The following is a 15412-nucleotide window of genomic DNA, read 5'->3' as shown; positions in this document are numbered from 1 at the left end:
ACATGACCACCCACCTTGCGGCTTGCCATTGCGGCGCGGTAAAATTTCGCGTGCGCCTGACCGATGGGTTCAACACCCGCCGCCGATGCACCTGTTCGTATTGCACCATGCGTGGCGCTGTCGCCGTGTCCGCCCCGCTGGATGGGTTGGAATTTATTCAAGGGCAACACCTGCTGACCCTGTACCAATTCAACACAAAATCCGCCAAACATTGGTTTTGCAGCCTTTGCGGCATCTACACCCACCACCAACGCCGCTCAAACCCGCATCAACTCGGCATTAATCTGGCGTGCTTGGCGGGCATCAGCCCGTTTGATTTCCCCCAAACTCCGGTCTTGGACGGCATCAACCACCCAACAGATGCCAACAGCACCCCGCGCATCGCAGGCACCTTGCACTATACCAAAACGCCGCCCCGCGCGTAGGGTGGGTGCAACCCACCGGCCCTCCCACGCTGTAAAAATTACCCGCCCCCGCCATTTTCCCCCCGCTCCTGCTATTTTCCCAACGACTCCCCCCGCATTTTCGCCTAACGTGGCTGCAACCAAATCACGGGGGCACATCCATGACCGACCTCATCCAAATCACCTATTCCTCACAGCCTTTCGGGTTTGACAGCGCCATTCTCAGCGGTGTCTTGCTGGATGCGCGCCGCTGCAACACGCGCGATGGCATCACAGGCGCACTGGTCTGCCGCCGCGACATTTACCTGCAATATCTTGAAGGGCCCGCCGCCGCCGTCCACGCCGCCTACGACCGCATCCGCCGTGATGATCGGCACCTCGCGGTGAAGCTGCGCCTGTCCGCCCCCATCCAAACCCGCCTGTTTGGCGATTGGGCCATGCTGCACGACCCCGCGCAAACCTGGTCCTGGACCGAGGATGAGGTGGATGCAGGCGCGCTGGACACCGCATCCGACGCCGATCTGCGCGCCATATTCGAAACATTGGCCACCACAGCGTAGGTCGGGGTTCACCCCGGCTTACGCAAACCGCAATCCAAACCTTAAAATAAAGTAAACACTTTTATAAAAACCCAACAAATTCAACATCTTACCGACCGCATCGCGCGCGAACCACCTCATCCAATTCGCACCCCAACCGCGCAACCGCTTGGCAACCCACCCCCACCCCGCCTATAAGCCCCGCATCAACGGCCCCAACAGAAAAGCATTCCCATGACCATTCATCTGTATCAAAATGACCTGCCCAATGGGCTGAACCTCGGCGCGCTGGTCGCGATTGATACCGAAACCATGGGCCTTGATCCGCGCCGCGACCGCCTCTGCGTGGTTCAGCTTTCGTCGGGCGATGGCCACGCCCATCTGGTCCAAATCGCCAAGGGCCAAACTGCGGCCCCAAATCTGGAACGGCTGCTGACCGACCCAAATGTGACCAAACTTTTCCACTTTGGCCGCTTTGATGTCGCCGCCCTTCAAAACGCTTTCGGGGTAGTGACGGCCCCGGTGTGGTGTACCAAAATCGCCTCCCGCCTCATCCGCACTTTCACCGACCGTCACGGACTAAAATATCTGCTGGCCGAATTGGTCGGCGTGGACGTATCCAAACAACAGCAAACATCGGATTGGGGTGCCGCCCAACTTACCGACGCGCAAAAAGAATATGCCGCCTCCGACGTCCTTTACCTGCACAAACTGAAAGAGGCGCTGGAGGCGCGGCTGATCCGCGAGGATCGCCTTGATCTGGCCCTACGCCTGTTCCATTTCCTGCCCACGCGCGCGGAATTGGACCTGATGGGCTACGACACCCCGCTGGATATCTACCACCACTAAGCGGACCCCCGCCCAAAGCGCGCCCCAGCCCCGCTTGGCGAACCGGGCAAGGCCGTTTAAGCTGACCTGAAATCCAAAGGCAACCGCGCGATGACCCAGCACGACACCTTCCATTCAACAGCGGTGGCATGGCTGAAAGTGGCCCTGCCCTTGCTGGCGCTGGCGATTTTGTCGACGCTGTTTTTGATGTCGCGCACCGTGGACCCAAACGACGCCATCCCCTTTGCCGAGGTGGATGTTGAGGACCGGATTCGCGAACCCCGCCTTACCCAACCCAATTGGGCGGGCGTCACTGATGATGGCGCGGCCCTAACGATCACCGCCGATCAGGCCCGCCCGCAGCAAGGCGACGCCACCGGGGCCAGCGCCACTGCCTTGATCGTGACCCTAGAGGCGCCAGACGGCAGCAGCACCAAAATGGTCGCAACAAACGGCATGTTCGACATTCCCCAAAACACCTTCAACGCGACAGGGGGCGTCACGATCACCACCTCATCGGGCTATGAAATCACGACCGAGGCGATGACAGCCGCGCTGGATCGCACCTCTGTGATCTCCAACACCCCGATCGCAGGCACCTCCCCCTCTGGCCCGTTTTCCGCTGGGCAAATGACGATCACCCAAAATCCAGATGGGTCCGGCCAATATCTTCTTGTTTTCAAAGAGGGGGTCAGGCTGCTATACACCCCCCCAAGCCCCAAGTGATTTAGGACAGGCCATGTTGAACGCATTTCGGATGACGGCCCTGTTGGCAGCCCTTGCCTTGCCCGTAATGGCATCTGCCCAAGCGGCAAACATCGCCTTTGGCGGGTTGAAACAAGACACCACCCTGCCGGTTGAAGTGTCATCAGACCAGTTGACCGTCAACCAAGCCAATGGAACGGCTGTGTTTTCCGGCAATGTTTTGGTGGGCCAAGGCGACATGCGCCTGTCGGCGGCACAGGTCAAAGTGGAATACACCGCCGATGGGTCGGGCATTTCCAAACTGTTCGCCAGCGGTGGCGTAACCTTGATCAACGCGACCGACGCGGCGGAATCGCAAGATGCGGTGTACACCATCGACAGCGGCAATGTGGTGATGACCGGCGATGTTTTGTTGACCCAAGGGGCCAGCGCCTTGTCCGGTCAAACGCTGGTGATTGACCTAAAAGCCGGAACCGGGGTGATGGAAGGGCGCGTGCAAACCGTGTTCCAACCGGGCGCGGCCAAAAACTGATGCTGGGCAAACCCGACCTTACGGTGACACGCGGCGGCGCGGGCCTGCGGATCCAAAACCTGCGCAAAAGCTATAAAAAACGCCCTGTTATTCGCGATGTATCCATGCACCTGAACCGCGGAGAGGTGGTTGCCCTGTTGGGCCCAAACGGGTCCGGCAAAACCACTTGTTTTTATTCCATCGCAGGCCTCGTCTCTCCCGAAGGGGGGCAGGTTATGATTGATGATGTCGATGTCACCAACCTGCCAATGTACCGCCGCGCCCGCCTTGGCATTGGATATTTGCCACAAGAAGTCAGCATTTTTCGCGGCCTGTCGGTGGAGGATAACATCCTCGCCGTGCTAGAAATCACCCTGAACGACCGCCACAAACGCCGCGAGCGGTTGGAGGAATTGCTGTCGGAATTTTCGATCACCCACCTGCGCCGCGCGCCCGCGCTGGCCCTGTCGGGGGGGGAACGCCGCCGCGTGGAAATCGCGCGCTGTTTGGCGGCGGACCCGAAATACCTGCTGCTGGACGAACCCTTTGCGGGCGTGGACCCGATTGCGGTGGGCGAAATTCGCCACCTTGTCAGCGATTTGAAACGCCGGGGCATTGGCGTTTTGATCACCGATCACAACGTCCGCGAAACGCTGGAAATCGTGGACCGCGCCTATATCCTGCACGACGGCACCGTGTTGATGAGCGGGACCACAGATGAGGTGGTGCGCGATGAAAACGTGCGGCGCGTGTATTTGGGTCAAAACTTTCGCATTTCCTGAACGATGCCCCCTTGAAAATGCTGGCCGCCATGCAGGCCAACACGGCGGCACAAACCCGCGATAATTCATCCGGTTTGGTCACGTCCCCATTGACAACTGCCCCCCGTCTGTCGCCAACTGCAAGGGTTGATGGTGCGCATCGCGCCATTTGGGTATCTGCGTTCCCGGCTGCTAACTGCGCCGGATATAACAGAAATATCCCTTTGGGCCTGCGCGCGTCTGCCATTGACAGGGCGTTTTGCACTGTGTTCAATCTGTGCGGGCCGCCCCTTTGGAAACACGAAGGAGGGATTATGCGGTATCAGATCAGCGGAAAAAACATGGACATCGGTGAGGCGCTTCAAACCCATGTGAAGGCCGAGCTGGGCGAGACGGTGGAAAAATACGCCCAACGCCCGACCGAGGCCGTTGTTATGTTTTCCCGTGTTGCCCATGAAATGGTCTGCGAAGCGACGATCCACCTGTCCACCGGCCTTACGGCCCAAGCGCGCGGCACAGCGCACGAAATATACCCAGCGTTCGAGGCGTGCCGCGAAAAAATGGACAAACAGCTGCGCCGCTACAAGCGTCGTTTGCGCGATCATCACCGCGACCGCGTTACCCCGGTTGAGTTTGACGGCGGTTCGTCCTATATCCTCGCCGGAAATGAGGAACACGAGGACGTTGAGCCCGAGTCGCTCCAGCCCATGATCATCGCCGAGATGGAGACGAAAGTCCCCACAGTCTCGGTCGGGGAGGCGGTCATGCAGCTGGAACTGGGCGCGCAACGCATGCTGGTGTTCCGCAACTCGAAACACGGTGGGGTGAACGTCGTTTACCGTCGCGATGACGGAAATATTGGCTGGATCGACCCGCGACACATCAAGTAAAGCGCCGCTGTGTGGCGCAGGATACAAAACGGACCATGGACATTTCTTCCCTACTGGCACCCGGTGCGGTGCGCGTGCTTGGCCATCTGACCAGCAAAAAACGCCTCTTCCAAGAGATTGGAGAGATAATGTCGATCGTTCATGGTCTGAACCCGTCCATCGCGGTGGACGGGCTTCAGGAACGCGAAAGCCTTGGCCCCACAGGTGTGGGCCACGGCATCGCCTTGCCGCATGCAAGGTTGCAGGAATTGGACAAGATTATCGGCGTGTTTTTCCGTATCGAAAAACCGTTGGATTACGATTCGGTGGACCGTCAGCCCGTCGATTTGGTGTTCGCGCTGTTTGCGCCCAAGGATTCCGGTGTGGACCATTTGAAAGCGCTGGCCTTGGTATCGCGCACCATGCGCGACGCGGGCGTGGTGACAAAACTGCGCGCCAACAACGACCCCGCCAAACTGCACGCCATTCTGACCGAGGCGCGCGCGCCACAAGCCGCCTGACCGCAGTGCAGGCGTTTCGCGACACCCTGCACGCCCGCGCGCTGACGGAAGGGTTCGCCGCGATGGGCATTTGCGCGCCAGATGCCACCCCGCACACCCCCGACCGCCTTGCGCAATTCGTCGATTTGGGCCGCCACGGCCAAATGGGCTGGATGGCGGAACGGATGGCATGGCGCGGGTCCGCCGCCGCCCTGTGGCCCGACGCGCGGTCGGTGATTATGCTGGCCGAACCCTATACCCCCCCCGAAAACCCTTTGCCCGTGTTGGCCTTGCGCGACCGCGCCGCCGTGTCCGTCTATGCCCAAGGGCGCGATTACCATGATTTGGTGAAAAAACGGTTGAAACGCTTGGGGCGCTGGGTGGTGGACCAAACCGGGGCGGAAATTAAAGTGTTCGTCGACACCGCCCCCGTGATGGAAAAACCGCTGGCACAGGCGGCGGGGTTGGGCTGGCAGGGCAAGCACACCAACCTGCTGTCCCGCGACTTGGGCAATTGGTTTTTCCTTGGCGCGATTTTCACCACGCTGGATTTGCCGCGCGATGGGCCGGAAACCAGCCATTGCGGCAATTGCACCGCGTGTTTGGATATTTGCCCCACCAATGCGTTCCCCGCGCCCTATCAGTTGGATGCGCGCCGCTGCATTTCCTATCTGACCATCGAACACGCAGGCCCCGTGGACCTTGAATTGCGCGCCCTGATGGGCAACCGGATTTACGGCTGCGACGATTGTTTGGCGATTTGCCCGTGGAATAAATTTGCCGTTGCCGCATCCGAGATTGGCTATGCCCGCCGCGTTGGCGCGCCGCCGCTTGCAGACCTTGCCAGTTTGGATGATGCCGCTTTTCGCACCCGGTTTTCCGGCAGCCCCATCAAACGCATTGGCCGCAACCGCTTTATCCGCAACGTGCTGTATGCAATTGGCAATTCCGGCAACCCCAGTTTGCGCACCGCCGCCGCCCCGCACTTAATCGACCCGGATGATACCGTTGCCGATGCCGCCCGCTGGGCCATTGCCCGCCTAAGTTGAACGCCAAAGGCGACTTTGGCCCTCAACCATGCTATTATGAACCTTCAGTTATCTGGGAGGATCCTATGACCAAACATCTTGCCGATCACCGCACAGCCCCCGATGCCCCGCGCCAACAACATTTTTGGGCGCTTGCAAAGCATGAAGGGGCCACGCATCCCGCCGTTCGCGCCCTAACGCAGCGCCCGACCGAGCGTGACGATGCCCAGCGCCTGCAACACTTTCTGCGCATCGAACGCGGGCATACCGCGTAAATAAAAAGCCCGGCTTAATCACCGGGCTTTTCGCAAATCAGGCGCGCACCAGCGCCTCATATTCACCGGACAAATCGCGCACCATTTGCCCCACCTCGAAATTATAATCCCCGATCTGGCCCACGGGCGTAATCTCGGCGGCGGTCCCGGTCAGCCAGCATTGCTGCATGCCTTCCAACTCATGCGCTTCAATCCGGCGCTCCACCACCTCCACCCCTTTGGCCCGCAGCATCCCGATCACGGTTTGCCGGGTGATGCCGTTCAAAATACCATCGGCCAGTGGCGTATGCACCACGCCGTCCTTCACGAAAAAGATGTTCGCGCCCGTCGCCTCGGCTACATAGCCGCGATAATCAAACATCATCGCGTCTGAACAGCCCTTCGCCTCGGCGGCATGTTTGGACATGGTGCAAATCATATACAGCCCCGATGCTTTGGCATCATGCGGAATGGTTTCTGGGCTGGGCCGCTTCCATTTTGCGATGTCCAGCTTGGCGCCTTTCATCTTGGCATCGCCGTAATAATTGCCCCATTCCCACACGGCCACCGCCATGCGCACCGGGTTGCGGGTGGCGGCGATGCCCATATCCTCGCCCGCGCCGCGCCACGCGATTGCGCGCACATAGGCGTTGGTTAGGCCGTTGGCCTTCAGCGTCGCGTCCTTCGCCGCCTCAATTTCCGCGACCGAATAAGGCAGCGGCATGTCCAACAATTCCCCCGACCGGCGCAGGCGTTCCGAATGTTGCACGGACTTGAAAATCTTGCCGTTGTAACAGCGTTCCCCTTCGAAAACCGACGATGCGTAATGCATCGCGTGGGTCATGATGTGGACATTGGCATCGCGCCAATCCACCAATTCCCCATCCATCCAGATTTTCCCGTCCCGATCATCATATCCGGCCATGTGGCACCCTTTCCCAATCATTTTTCATATATTGCGCAAATTAGGGCCGATGCGGACATAAAGTTGCGCAAAATCTCGATTTCGCTAACAGTCAAGACTTGGAAAGTCAACAAGGCTGACATAAACCAGTCAGGCGCGGGAAATGGAGGCGGCAGGATGGATCAATCGAAAACGGGCGAAACCCTGCTGTTTCTGACCGATGATCAGGTCCGCAAAGGGATTGAGGCGATGTTTTTCGCCTATCGCGGCTTTACCGCCGACCCGGACCGGATTTTGGGCGGCATGGATTATGGCCGCGCGCACCACCGCGCGCTGCATTTCATCCACCGCAGTCCTGCCACCACCGTCAACAACCTGCTGGCCGTTCTGGGCGTCACCAAACAATCGCTGAACCGCGTGCTGCGCAGTTTGATCGCGGATGGTTTGGTCGAAAGCCGGGTGGGTCAGGCCGACAAACGCGAACGCCACTTGCATCTGACCAAAAAGGGCGCGGAATTGGAACGCAGCCTGTCTGACGCCCAACGCGCCCGCATGCGCGCCGCCTACCGCGCCGCAGGGCCGGGTGCGGTGCAAGGGTTTCGCCAAGTGCTAGAGGCGATGATGGACGACGGCGCGCGGCGGCAATACCAAAGCCTGAAGGAGACGAGCATATGATCCCCGACGCACAAGCGCACCTGCTGGTGGTGGACGACGATGAACGCATCCGCGGATTGTTGCAAAAATTCCTGATGCGCAACGGGTTTTTGGTCACCATTGCCCGCGATGGGGCGCAAGCGCGCAGGCTGCTGGGCGGCCTTGAATTTGATATGATCGTGTTGGATGTGATGATGCCCGGCGTCGACGGTATCGCGTTAACCCGCGAATTGCGCGAACGGCTGTCAGTGCCCATTTTGCTTTTGACCGCGCGGGGCGAGACATCGAGTAGGATTGAGGGGTTGGAGGCGGGGGCCGATGATTACCTTGTCAAACCTTTTGAACCCAAGGAGCTGTTGCTGCGCATCAACGCCATTCTGCGCCGTGTCCCACAGGCCCAGACCGAGGCGGGACCAAAAGTGCTGCACCTTGGCCCCGTTCGCTATGACATTGACCGGGGTGAATTGTGGCACGGCACCGACCCCGTGCGCCTGACCGCGACCGAGGCGCAATTGATGCGCATTTTCGCCGCCCAACCCGGCAACCCCATCAGCCGCGAAACCCTTGCGGGCGATTTAGGGCGGGATGCCTCGGCCGAGGAAAAAACGGGCCAAGAGCGTGCGGTGGATGTGCAAATCACCCGTCTGCGCCGCAAAATCGAACATGACCCCAAACAGCCGCGCTATTTGCAAACCGTGCGCGGGTCCGGCTACATGCTTGCCCCCGACTGACCCGCGCAACCATGACCACAGCACTGTTCACCCACCCCGATTGCGATCTGCACGCCGAACCGCCCGGCCACCCCGAACAGGCCGCACGTCTGGCGGCGGTGCAAACAGCCCTTACGGGGATGGATTTGCTGCGGATGGACGCGCCAATGGGCACCGATGCCGCCATTCTGCGCTGCCACCCCCCCGCCTACCTTGCCCGCATCCGCGCCGCCATTCCGGCCAAAGGTTGGGCACAAATTGACGGCGACACCTACCTTGCCCCCGGCAGCCAAACCGCCGCCCTGCGTGGGGTGGGGGCAGTTTGCGCCGCCGTGGACATGGTGCTGGCAGGCACCGCCACCAACGCCTTTATCGCGACCCGTCCCCCCGGCCACCACGCCGAAACGGACACCGCGATGGGGTTTTGCCTGTTTGGAAACGTGGCCATCGCCGCCAAACACGCGCTGGACCATCACCACCTGTCGCGCGTGGCGATTGTGGATTTCGACGTGCACCACGGCAACGGCACTCAAGACCTTTTGTGGAATGAACCGCGCATCCTATTCGCCTCCTCCCACCAAATGCCCCTCTACCCCGGCACAGGTGCGGCGCATGAAACAGGCGGGCACCGCCAAATCATCAACCTGCCCCTGCGCCCTCACAGCACCGGCACCGATATGCGCGCGGCCTATACTGCCCATATCCTGCCCCAAATCGACGCGTTCAAACCCGAATTGATTCTGATCTCCGCTGGCTTTGATGCCCACCGCGACGACCCGCTGGCAAATCTGAACTGGTCAACCGATGATTTCGCCTGGCTGACGCACCGGATTTGCGATCTGGCCGATGCCCATTGCGCGGGGCGGGTGGTATCGGCGCTGGAGGGCGGTTATGATCTGGCAGCACTGGCGGCATCCACCGCCGCACATGTGGCAGTATTGAAGGAACGCGGACATGACCGATAAACCCGTGGCAGAGATGAGCTTTGAAGAGGCGATGGGCGCGCTTGAACACGTCGTCACCTCACTGGAGCGTGGCGAGGTGCCGCTGGAGGCGTCGATTGCCCTTTATGAACGCGGCGCGGCCCTGAAATCGCATTGCGCCGCCAAGTTGAAAGAGGCGGAGGATAAGGTCGAAATGATCCGCGCCAAGGATGGCCAAGCCATCGGCACCACCCCGGCGGAGGGGATGTGAGCTTTCCTGCCCTGCTGGCCGCATCATCGGTTCAGGTGCAAGCTCGGCTGGACGCGGCGATGCGCGATCTGGATGATGAACCCGTCATCCACGCCATGCGCTACGCCTGCGCGGGCGGCAAAGGCCTGCGCGGGTTTTTCGTTTTGGAATCCGCCGCCCTGCACGGGATTGCCGTTGGAAACGCCATAGCGGCCGCAGCGGCGATTGAGGCGATGCACGCTTATTCGCTGGTGCATGATGATTTGCCTTGCATGGACAATGATGATTTGCGGCGCGGCCTGCCCACCGTGCACCGCAAATGGGATGATGCCGTGGCGGTGCTGGCGGGGGACGCGCTGCAAACGCTTGCTTTTGATTTGCTGACTGACCCCGCCCTTGGCCCCCACCGCCTGCCCCTGATCGCGGGCATGGCGCGGGCGGCGGGCGCGCGCGGCATGGTGCTGGGCCAAGCGTTGGACATCGCCGCCGAAACCGCCACCGCCCCTCTGACCCTGCCCCAAATCACCCGGCTGCAAGCTGGCAAAACCGGCGCGTTGTTTGAATGGTCAGCCACCGCTGGCGCGGTTTTGGCGGGCGCAGACCCGGCCCCCTTGGGGCGTTATGCCGCCGCGATGGGCCTTGCCTTTCAAATCGCGGATGACATCTTGGATGTGACGGGCAACGCGGACAAGGCTGGAAAACGACTGGGCAAGGATGCGCAGGCGGGCAAGGCCACCTTTGTTTCCCTGATGGGGCTGGACGGCGCGCGCGCGCGGGCCAGCGCCTTGATTGATGAGGCCAAAACCGCCCTTTCGCCTTACGGTGCGCGGGCAAATAACATGATCGCTGCGGCACGTTTCGTGATCGCGCGGGAAAGCTGACAGACCATGACCGACCGCCCCAAAACCCCGCTGCTGGACCGCGTCACCCTGCCGTCCGACCTGAAATCCCTGACCGACCGCCAGCTGCGCCAAGTGGCGGATGAATTGCGCGCGGAAACGATTTCGGCGGTGTCGGTGACGGGCGGCCATTTGGGCGCGGGCCTTGGCGTGGTGGAACTGACCGTGGCGCTTCATGCGATTTTCGATGCGCCGCGCGACAAGATTATCTGGGACGTGGGCCACCAATGCTACCCTCATAAAATCCTGACCGGGCGGCGCGACCGTATCCGCACCTTGCGGACCGAAGGGGGGCTTTCAGGGTTCACCAAGCGCAGCGAATCCCCCTATGACCCGTTCGGTGCGGCCCACAGCTCCACCTCCATCTCTGCCGCTTTGGGCTTTGCGGTGGCGGCCGATCTGGGTGGTGACCCCGGTGATGCGGTGGCGGTGATCGGCGATGGCGCGATGAGTGCGGGCATGGCGTTTGAGGCGATGAACAACGCAGGCCATTTGAAAAAACGCCTGTTTGTGATTTTGAACGACAATGAAATGTCCATCGCGCCGCCCACGGGCGCGCTGTCGTCCTACCTGACGCGTCTTTACACTGGCGCGCCGTTTCAGGATTTGAAAGCAGTCGCCAAAGGTGCTGTCAGTTTCCTGCCGCCGCCCTTCCAAGAAGGGGCGCGACGGGCCAAAGAGATGCTGAAAGGCATGACCATAGGCGGCACGTTGTTTGAGGAGTTGGGGTTTTCCTATGTCGGCCCCATCGACGGGCATGATTTGGACCAGCTGTTGCCCGTTTTGCGCACCGTCCACGACCGCGCGATAGGGCCGATGTTGATCCATGTGATCACCAAAAAGGGCAAGGGATACGCGCCGGCCGAGGCGGCCCGCGACAAAGGCCACGCCACCGCGAAATTTGATGTGCTGACAGGCGAGCAGAAAAAAACGCCCTCCAACGCGCCCAGCTATACCAAAGTTTTCGCGCAGGCCTTGATAGATCAGGCGAGCCGCGATGATAAAATCGTGGCCGTCACAGCCGCGATGCCGGACGGGACCGGGTTGAACCTTTTTGCCGAACGATTCCCCCGGCGGTGTTTTGATGTGGGCATCGCGGAGCAGCACGCGGTGACGTTTTCGGCTGGCATGGCGGCAGGGGGAATGAAGCCGTTTTGCACCCTTTATTCCACGTTTTTGCAGCGCGGATATGATCAGGTGGTGCATGACGTGGCCATTCAACGCCTGCCCGTGCGGTTTGCGATTGATCGGGCGGGGCTGGTGGGGGCGGATGGCGCGACCCATGCGGGAGCGTTTGATGTGGCGTTTTTGGCGAATTTGCCCGGTTTCGTGGTGATGGCCGCGGCGGATGAGGCGGAGCTGGTTCATATGGTGGCCACCGCCGCGGCGCATGATACGGGGCCGATTGCGTTCCGGTTTCCGCGTGGCGACGGCGTGGGGGTGGAACTGCCGGAACGGGGCATCCCGATTGAAATTGGCAAGGGCCGCATTGTGCAAGCGGGCGCGCGGGTGGCGATTTTATCCTTCGGGACGCGGTTGGCGGAGGTGATGAAAGCGGCCGAATGTTTGGCCGCGCGGGGCATCACCCCCACGGTCGCGGACGCGCGATTTGCCAAGCCTTTGGACCGGGATATGATCCTCGGTCTGGCCGCCCGGCATGAGGTTTTGCTGACGGTGGAGGAGGGGGCCGTTGGGGGCTTCGGATCTCACGTGGCGCAATTGTTGGCAGATGAAGGGGTGTTTGACGCAGGCCTGAAATATCGGTCGATGGTGCTGCCGGATATCTTTATTGACCAAGCCAGCCCGGAACGGATGTATGAGGTGGCGGGCATGGATGCGGCCCAGATTGAAGCGCGGGTTTTGGCGGTTTTGGGGGTTGCGAGCGTGGCGAAGCGGGCGTGATTTGCGGTGCGATGCGGGTGCGAAATCGCGCGCGATGCGGCGGGTAAGGTGTTGATTTATTAGGGTTTGGTGATTTTTGTTAACCGAATTTTAAGGTTTGAATTGCAGGTTGGGGGTGCGGGGTGAACCCCGACCTACGGGGGTTTTGTGGCGGCTCCTGATTATCAGACGATGATGTTGCCGCTGTTGCGGATGTTCAATGAAGGGCAAACGCGGGTATCGGATTGCATCCCCGGTTTGATTTCCCATTTCAAACTATCCGAGGAAGACGCAGCGGAATTACTGCCGAGTGGGCAATTGTTGATCAGCAATCGCGCAAATTGGGCGCGGACTTATATGGGCAAGGCGGGGCTGTTAACCTCGCCCAAGCCTGGTTTGCACGAGATCACGGATTTGGGGCGCAAATTTCTGGCGACACAGCCGACCGAATTGAATAACAAAACCTTGCAGCAGTTTGATGCCTTTGCAGACTGGCGGCTCGCTTATAAAAAAGAGGCTGAGGAAAAAGAATACGTCCCTGATGGGCCGGCGCTGTCGGTTGATCAGACGCCGGAAGATGCGATGCAGGCGGCGGATAAAATCCTTCAATCCGCCCTGCGCGATGACCTTCTGGCGATTCTTTACGACATGAACCCCATCCGGTTTGAGCGCCTTATCCTCGATCTGTTGAGTGCGATGGGATATGGCAAGGGCGATTTGGCCAACAGCCATATGACCAAGGCCAGCGGCGATGGCGGGATTGACGGGATTATTTTTGAAGACGCGCTGGGGCTGGATGCGGTGTATATTCAGGCCAAACGCTATGCCCCCGAAAACAAAATCTCGCGTCCGGCGATCCAGCAATTTGTGGGGTCGCTGAACGGCGAGGGGGCGACGAAGGGGGTGTTTGTCACCACGTCCGATTTTTCAGCCGAGGCGCGGGGTTTTCTGGGCAAGGTGCAGCACCGGGTGGTGTTGATCAACGGGCAGGAATTGGCGCGGTTGATGATTAAATATGGCATCGGGGTGCGGGCGCGCACGACATATGTGATAAAGTCGGTTGATGAGGATTATTTCGGCGAGGCTTAGGGCTTCCGCCCCCGCGCCCATTCCAACACTTGCGCGTGGGTCACATCGGTGCGGCGCAGGATGCCGTCGCGGTAGGCGCGCAGCAGCAGGGCGAGGTAGCGGCCACGCTCTCCGCCAATGGATGTTGTTTTCATTAAGTAAAATCATGAATCGCGAAGCCAACCCCACAACATACCCCACAAAGAAAAAACGCTTGGAAGTTCGGGTTCACGGCGTTTGATTGCATTGAATCGCATGTCGATTTGTACCTTTCAACTGCCCGCGCTGAAATTTCGTTGTCCCGTCCTATCCTGATGGGCGCATTAAAATCGCATAGCACAGTCGCCTCCTGTAACTGGGGCGCCGCTCTCCACCAACTGGCCTGCTGTGCGATCGTGGAGATGCGCTCTGATGCTTCTATAATATTTCGCAGGCCGTATCAGCAACACCGCGTTATGTTCATAAGGAATTTGTACATTTTGCCGGCAGAAAGTAAAAAGGCGAGGATCATCCCCACCAATTCTTGGGCATAGGTACCAGTCCGCTTGCTCGGTTAGTTTGCGACTAGTTTAGAACTCATACGCGTTTTTCGACGCCGAATTCTGCGATCAGGAAGTCCACCGTTGCCTCGTCGCGCAGCTTGCAAACGATGTTCTGATTTGCAAACGCACCCTTGAAGCGCTTGGCATGGGCGGACTCAACTGTCTTGCGCCACTCAATTCCTACCACATGCTCGGCGTGGTCTTCCGGCTGCCCGACACGTTTGAAACGGGGTTCGGCAAGCGGTTGGTCAAACAACAATCCGTCAGGCGTCATAAAGACGGACGCGGGCTGCGCTTCGCTGCTAACGCAACCATATCCGATGTAGCCATTGCCTTTGTCATAGACGAACACCTCATCACCCACGCTGAGCTGTTGAAGCCGTTTGGTGTAAAACTCCCCACCACCTGCGGAAATGAACCCATATCGACGCATATCGGCCCAAGAACGATGGTCGCCCAATCCGGCATTTGCAAAATAATAACCAGACCATGGCGCACGCACTTTGCGTTCTGAACGTGCTTCCACAGCGTCTTGATCCAGCAGGAAATCTGTAGTCAACCATTCGCGACCTTCTGCCTCAAAAACATTAAAAAATACCGTGTTGATCGCCACACCATGCTCTTCTGACAGGTATTCCACAATGCGTTTAGAAGCAGGGTCAAGCTCGCTGGCGACGATTAGCATGGAATGTGTCGCGTTCAACCGCTCTGGAATGCCTTCGCCGAACCGTTCCCGAAATGCCGTGACCAGACGTGCACCAAGATGCTTTTCGGCACGCTCATAAATCTCGGGCGTGGTGAGAGTGCGGACCCATGAGGCATAGTCCAAGACTTGGGCCACAATCTCGGGTTCTGTCGCAAACTTTTTTGACTTTCGCCGGGTCACGTGATGCGGCAGTAATTTTGTGGCAGAGGTGGCGGACGAGAGGGGCGGAGCGATGGTTGACTTCAAGGGCGTACATTTCCCAAAGGAAGTGATCTTGTATTCCGTTTTCTTCTATCTGCGCTACCCTGGTTCCTACCGCGATCTCGAGGAGATCATGGAGGAGCGTGGCGTTGATGTTGATCATGGGACGCTGAACCGTTGGGTGGTTAAGTTTGCGCCGCTGATGGCGGCACAAGCGCAGTCCCGCAAGAAACCAACCGCCGAATCTTGGCGCATGGACGAAACCTACATCAAGG

The 15412-nt window shown here is 59.6% G+C and carries 20 protein-coding genes and 1 pseudogene; 18 read left to right on the top strand and 3 right to left on the bottom strand.

Going from position 1 to position 15412, the window contains the following annotated elements:
• The first annotated feature begins 2 nt into the window (after nucleotides 1–2).
• The 10 genes from BMY36_RS05545 (at nucleotide 3) to BMY36_RS05500 (ending at nucleotide 6420) form a co-directional block, all read left to right on the top strand.
• Complete coding sequence (locus BMY36_RS05545) at nucleotides 3–425, top strand: GFA family protein (protein ID WP_050520039.1); 423 nt, start codon at nucleotides 3–5, stop codon at nucleotides 423–425.
• Between the two features lie 140 nt (nucleotides 426–565).
• Nucleotides 566–964: a BLUF domain-containing protein gene (locus BMY36_RS05540; RefSeq protein ID WP_050520038.1), complete on the top strand. Its 399-nt coding sequence runs from the start codon at nucleotides 566–568 to the stop codon at nucleotides 962–964.
• A gap of 213 nt (nucleotides 965–1177) precedes the next feature.
• Nucleotides 1178–1792 (top strand): ribonuclease D, encoded by a 615-nt coding sequence (locus tag BMY36_RS05535; protein ID WP_050520037.1) that lies wholly within the window; start codon nucleotides 1178–1180, stop codon nucleotides 1790–1792.
• A 90-nt stretch (nucleotides 1793–1882) separates the two neighbouring features.
• A complete protein-coding gene (locus BMY36_RS05530) occupies nucleotides 1883–2497 on the top strand; it encodes a hypothetical protein (protein WP_050520036.1) in 615 nt (204 codons plus the stop codon).
• A gap of 13 nt (nucleotides 2498–2510) precedes the next feature.
• Nucleotides 2511–3008, top strand: a complete 498-nt coding sequence (locus tag BMY36_RS05525) for an LptA/OstA family protein (RefSeq protein WP_050520035.1) — start codon at nucleotides 2511–2513, stop codon at nucleotides 3006–3008.
• 2 nt (nucleotides 3009–3010) lie between these two features.
• Nucleotides 3011–3769 (top strand): LPS export ABC transporter ATP-binding protein, encoded by a 759-nt coding sequence (gene lptB, locus BMY36_RS05520; RefSeq protein WP_050520153.1) that lies wholly within the window; start codon nucleotides 3011–3013, stop codon nucleotides 3767–3769.
• A gap of 293 nt (nucleotides 3770–4062) precedes the next feature.
• Nucleotides 4063–4638 (top strand): ribosome hibernation-promoting factor, HPF/YfiA family, encoded by a 576-nt coding sequence (gene hpf, locus BMY36_RS05515; RefSeq protein WP_050520152.1) that lies wholly within the window; start codon nucleotides 4063–4065, stop codon nucleotides 4636–4638.
• 35 nt (nucleotides 4639–4673) lie between these two features.
• Nucleotides 4674–5138 carry a PTS sugar transporter subunit IIA gene (locus tag BMY36_RS20200; protein WP_050520151.1) on the top strand — a complete coding sequence of 155 codons (465 nt, stop codon included), beginning with the start codon at nucleotides 4674–4676 and terminating at the stop codon, nucleotides 5136–5138.
• A 5-nt stretch (nucleotides 5139–5143) separates the two neighbouring features.
• Nucleotides 5144–6166: a tRNA epoxyqueuosine(34) reductase QueG gene (gene queG / locus BMY36_RS20195; protein ID WP_269430842.1), complete on the top strand. Its 1023-nt coding sequence runs from the start codon at nucleotides 5144–5146 to the stop codon at nucleotides 6164–6166.
• A 65-nt stretch (nucleotides 6167–6231) separates the two neighbouring features.
• Nucleotides 6232–6420 carry a hypothetical protein gene (locus tag BMY36_RS05500; protein WP_050520034.1) on the top strand — a complete coding sequence of 63 codons (189 nt, stop codon included), beginning with the start codon at nucleotides 6232–6234 and terminating at the stop codon, nucleotides 6418–6420.
• Nucleotides 6421–6457: 37 nt separating this feature from the next.
• Here the strand turns inward: BMY36_RS05500 and BMY36_RS05495 are convergent, their stop codons facing one another.
• Complete coding sequence (locus BMY36_RS05495; protein WP_050520033.1) at nucleotides 6458–7324, bottom strand: branched-chain amino acid aminotransferase; 867 nt, start codon at nucleotides 7322–7324, stop codon at nucleotides 6458–6460.
• A 156-nt stretch (nucleotides 7325–7480) separates the two neighbouring features.
• Between BMY36_RS05495 and BMY36_RS05490 the strand changes: the two genes are divergently transcribed.
• From BMY36_RS05490 to BMY36_RS05460, 7 genes are all read left to right on the top strand, one after another.
• Nucleotides 7481–7978 (top strand): MarR family winged helix-turn-helix transcriptional regulator, encoded by a 498-nt coding sequence (locus tag BMY36_RS05490; RefSeq protein ID WP_050520032.1) that lies wholly within the window; start codon nucleotides 7481–7483, stop codon nucleotides 7976–7978.
• Nucleotides 7978–8688: a response regulator gene (locus BMY36_RS05485; protein WP_050520149.1), complete on the top strand. Its 711-nt coding sequence runs from the start codon at nucleotides 7978–7980 to the stop codon at nucleotides 8686–8688. The genes BMY36_RS05490 and BMY36_RS05485 overlap by 1 nt, the downstream gene beginning before the upstream one ends.
• 11 nt (nucleotides 8689–8699) lie before the next feature.
• Nucleotides 8700–9632, top strand: a complete 933-nt coding sequence (locus BMY36_RS05480) for a histone deacetylase family protein (protein WP_050520031.1) — start codon at nucleotides 8700–8702, stop codon at nucleotides 9630–9632.
• Nucleotides 9622–9861, top strand: a complete 240-nt coding sequence (locus BMY36_RS05475; protein WP_050520030.1) for an exodeoxyribonuclease VII small subunit — start codon at nucleotides 9622–9624, stop codon at nucleotides 9859–9861. Before BMY36_RS05480 ends, BMY36_RS05475 begins: the two co-directional genes overlap by 11 nt.
• A gap of 59 nt (nucleotides 9862–9920) precedes the next feature.
• Nucleotides 9921–10721 carry a polyprenyl synthetase family protein gene (locus BMY36_RS05470; protein WP_139193951.1) on the top strand — a complete coding sequence of 267 codons (801 nt, stop codon included), beginning with the start codon at nucleotides 9921–9923 and terminating at the stop codon, nucleotides 10719–10721.
• Nucleotides 10722–10727: 6 nt separating this feature from the next.
• Entirely contained in the window at nucleotides 10728–12641 is a 1914-nt protein-coding gene (dxs, locus tag BMY36_RS05465) for a 1-deoxy-D-xylulose-5-phosphate synthase (RefSeq protein ID WP_050520028.1), read from the top strand.
• A 147-nt stretch (nucleotides 12642–12788) separates the two neighbouring features.
• Entirely contained in the window at nucleotides 12789–13709 is a 921-nt protein-coding gene (locus BMY36_RS05460; protein WP_139193946.1) for a restriction endonuclease, read from the top strand.
• Here BMY36_RS05460 and BMY36_RS19845 read toward each other — a convergent pair.
• Nucleotides 13706–13843, bottom strand: a complete 138-nt coding sequence (locus BMY36_RS19845) for a hypothetical protein (protein ID WP_156215203.1) — start codon at nucleotides 13841–13843, stop codon at nucleotides 13706–13708. The two genes, BMY36_RS05460 and BMY36_RS19845, sit on opposite strands and share 4 nt — an antisense overlap.
• A 421-nt stretch (nucleotides 13844–14264) precedes the next feature.
• Entirely contained in the window at nucleotides 14265–15116 is an 852-nt protein-coding gene (locus BMY36_RS05455) for a DUF8606 domain-containing protein (RefSeq protein ID WP_217646617.1), read from the bottom strand.
• A 52-nt stretch (nucleotides 15117–15168) separates the two neighbouring features.
• Here BMY36_RS05455 and BMY36_RS05450 point away from each other — a divergent pair.
• Nucleotides 15169–15412: pseudogene (locus BMY36_RS05450) on the top strand (IS6 family transposase); the annotation flags it as partial.

Origin of the sequence: Pseudorhodobacter antarcticus (genome assembly GCF_900110135.1) — a bacterium.
Classification (GTDB): domain Bacteria; phylum Pseudomonadota; class Alphaproteobacteria; order Rhodobacterales; family Rhodobacteraceae; genus Pseudorhodobacter; species Pseudorhodobacter antarcticus.
Note: the sequence above shows the minus strand (reverse complement) of the source record. Positions and strands in the feature narration are given on the sequence as shown.

Excerpts from the sequence above, each read along its gene's own strand:
- BMY36_RS05545 (WP_050520039.1), top strand. The coding sequence starts at position 3 with ATGACCACCCACCTTGCGGCTTGCCATTGCGGCGCGGTAAAATTTCGC.
- BMY36_RS05540 (WP_050520038.1), top strand. The coding sequence starts at position 566 with ATGACCGACCTCATCCAAATCACCTATTCCTCACAGCCTTTCGGGTTT.
- BMY36_RS05535 (WP_050520037.1), top strand. The coding sequence starts at position 1,178 with ATGACCATTCATCTGTATCAAAATGACCTGCCCAATGGGCTGAACCTC.
- BMY36_RS05530 (WP_050520036.1), top strand. The coding sequence starts at position 1,883 with ATGACCCAGCACGACACCTTCCATTCAACAGCGGTGGCATGGCTGAAA.
- BMY36_RS05525 (WP_050520035.1), top strand. The coding sequence starts at position 2,511 with ATGTTGAACGCATTTCGGATGACGGCCCTGTTGGCAGCCCTTGCCTTG.
- hpf (WP_050520152.1), top strand. The coding sequence starts at position 4,063 with ATGCGGTATCAGATCAGCGGAAAAAACATGGACATCGGTGAGGCGCTT.
- BMY36_RS20200 (WP_050520151.1), top strand. The coding sequence starts at position 4,674 with ATGGACATTTCTTCCCTACTGGCACCCGGTGCGGTGCGCGTGCTTGGC.
- BMY36_RS05500 (WP_050520034.1), top strand. The coding sequence starts at position 6,232 with ATGACCAAACATCTTGCCGATCACCGCACAGCCCCCGATGCCCCGCGC.
- BMY36_RS05495 (WP_050520033.1), bottom strand. The coding sequence starts at position 7,324 with ATGGCCGGATATGATGATCGGGACGGGAAAATCTGGATGGATGGGGAA.
- BMY36_RS05490 (WP_050520032.1), top strand. The coding sequence starts at position 7,481 with ATGGATCAATCGAAAACGGGCGAAACCCTGCTGTTTCTGACCGATGAT.
- BMY36_RS05480 (WP_050520031.1), top strand. The coding sequence starts at position 8,700 with ATGACCACAGCACTGTTCACCCACCCCGATTGCGATCTGCACGCCGAA.
- BMY36_RS05475 (WP_050520030.1), top strand. The coding sequence starts at position 9,622 with ATGACCGATAAACCCGTGGCAGAGATGAGCTTTGAAGAGGCGATGGGC.
- BMY36_RS05470 (WP_139193951.1), top strand. The coding sequence starts at position 9,921 with ATGCGCGATCTGGATGATGAACCCGTCATCCACGCCATGCGCTACGCC.
- dxs (WP_050520028.1), top strand. The coding sequence starts at position 10,728 with ATGACCGACCGCCCCAAAACCCCGCTGCTGGACCGCGTCACCCTGCCG.
- BMY36_RS19845 (WP_156215203.1), bottom strand. The coding sequence starts at position 13,843 with ATGAAAACAACATCCATTGGCGGAGAGCGTGGCCGCTACCTCGCCCTG.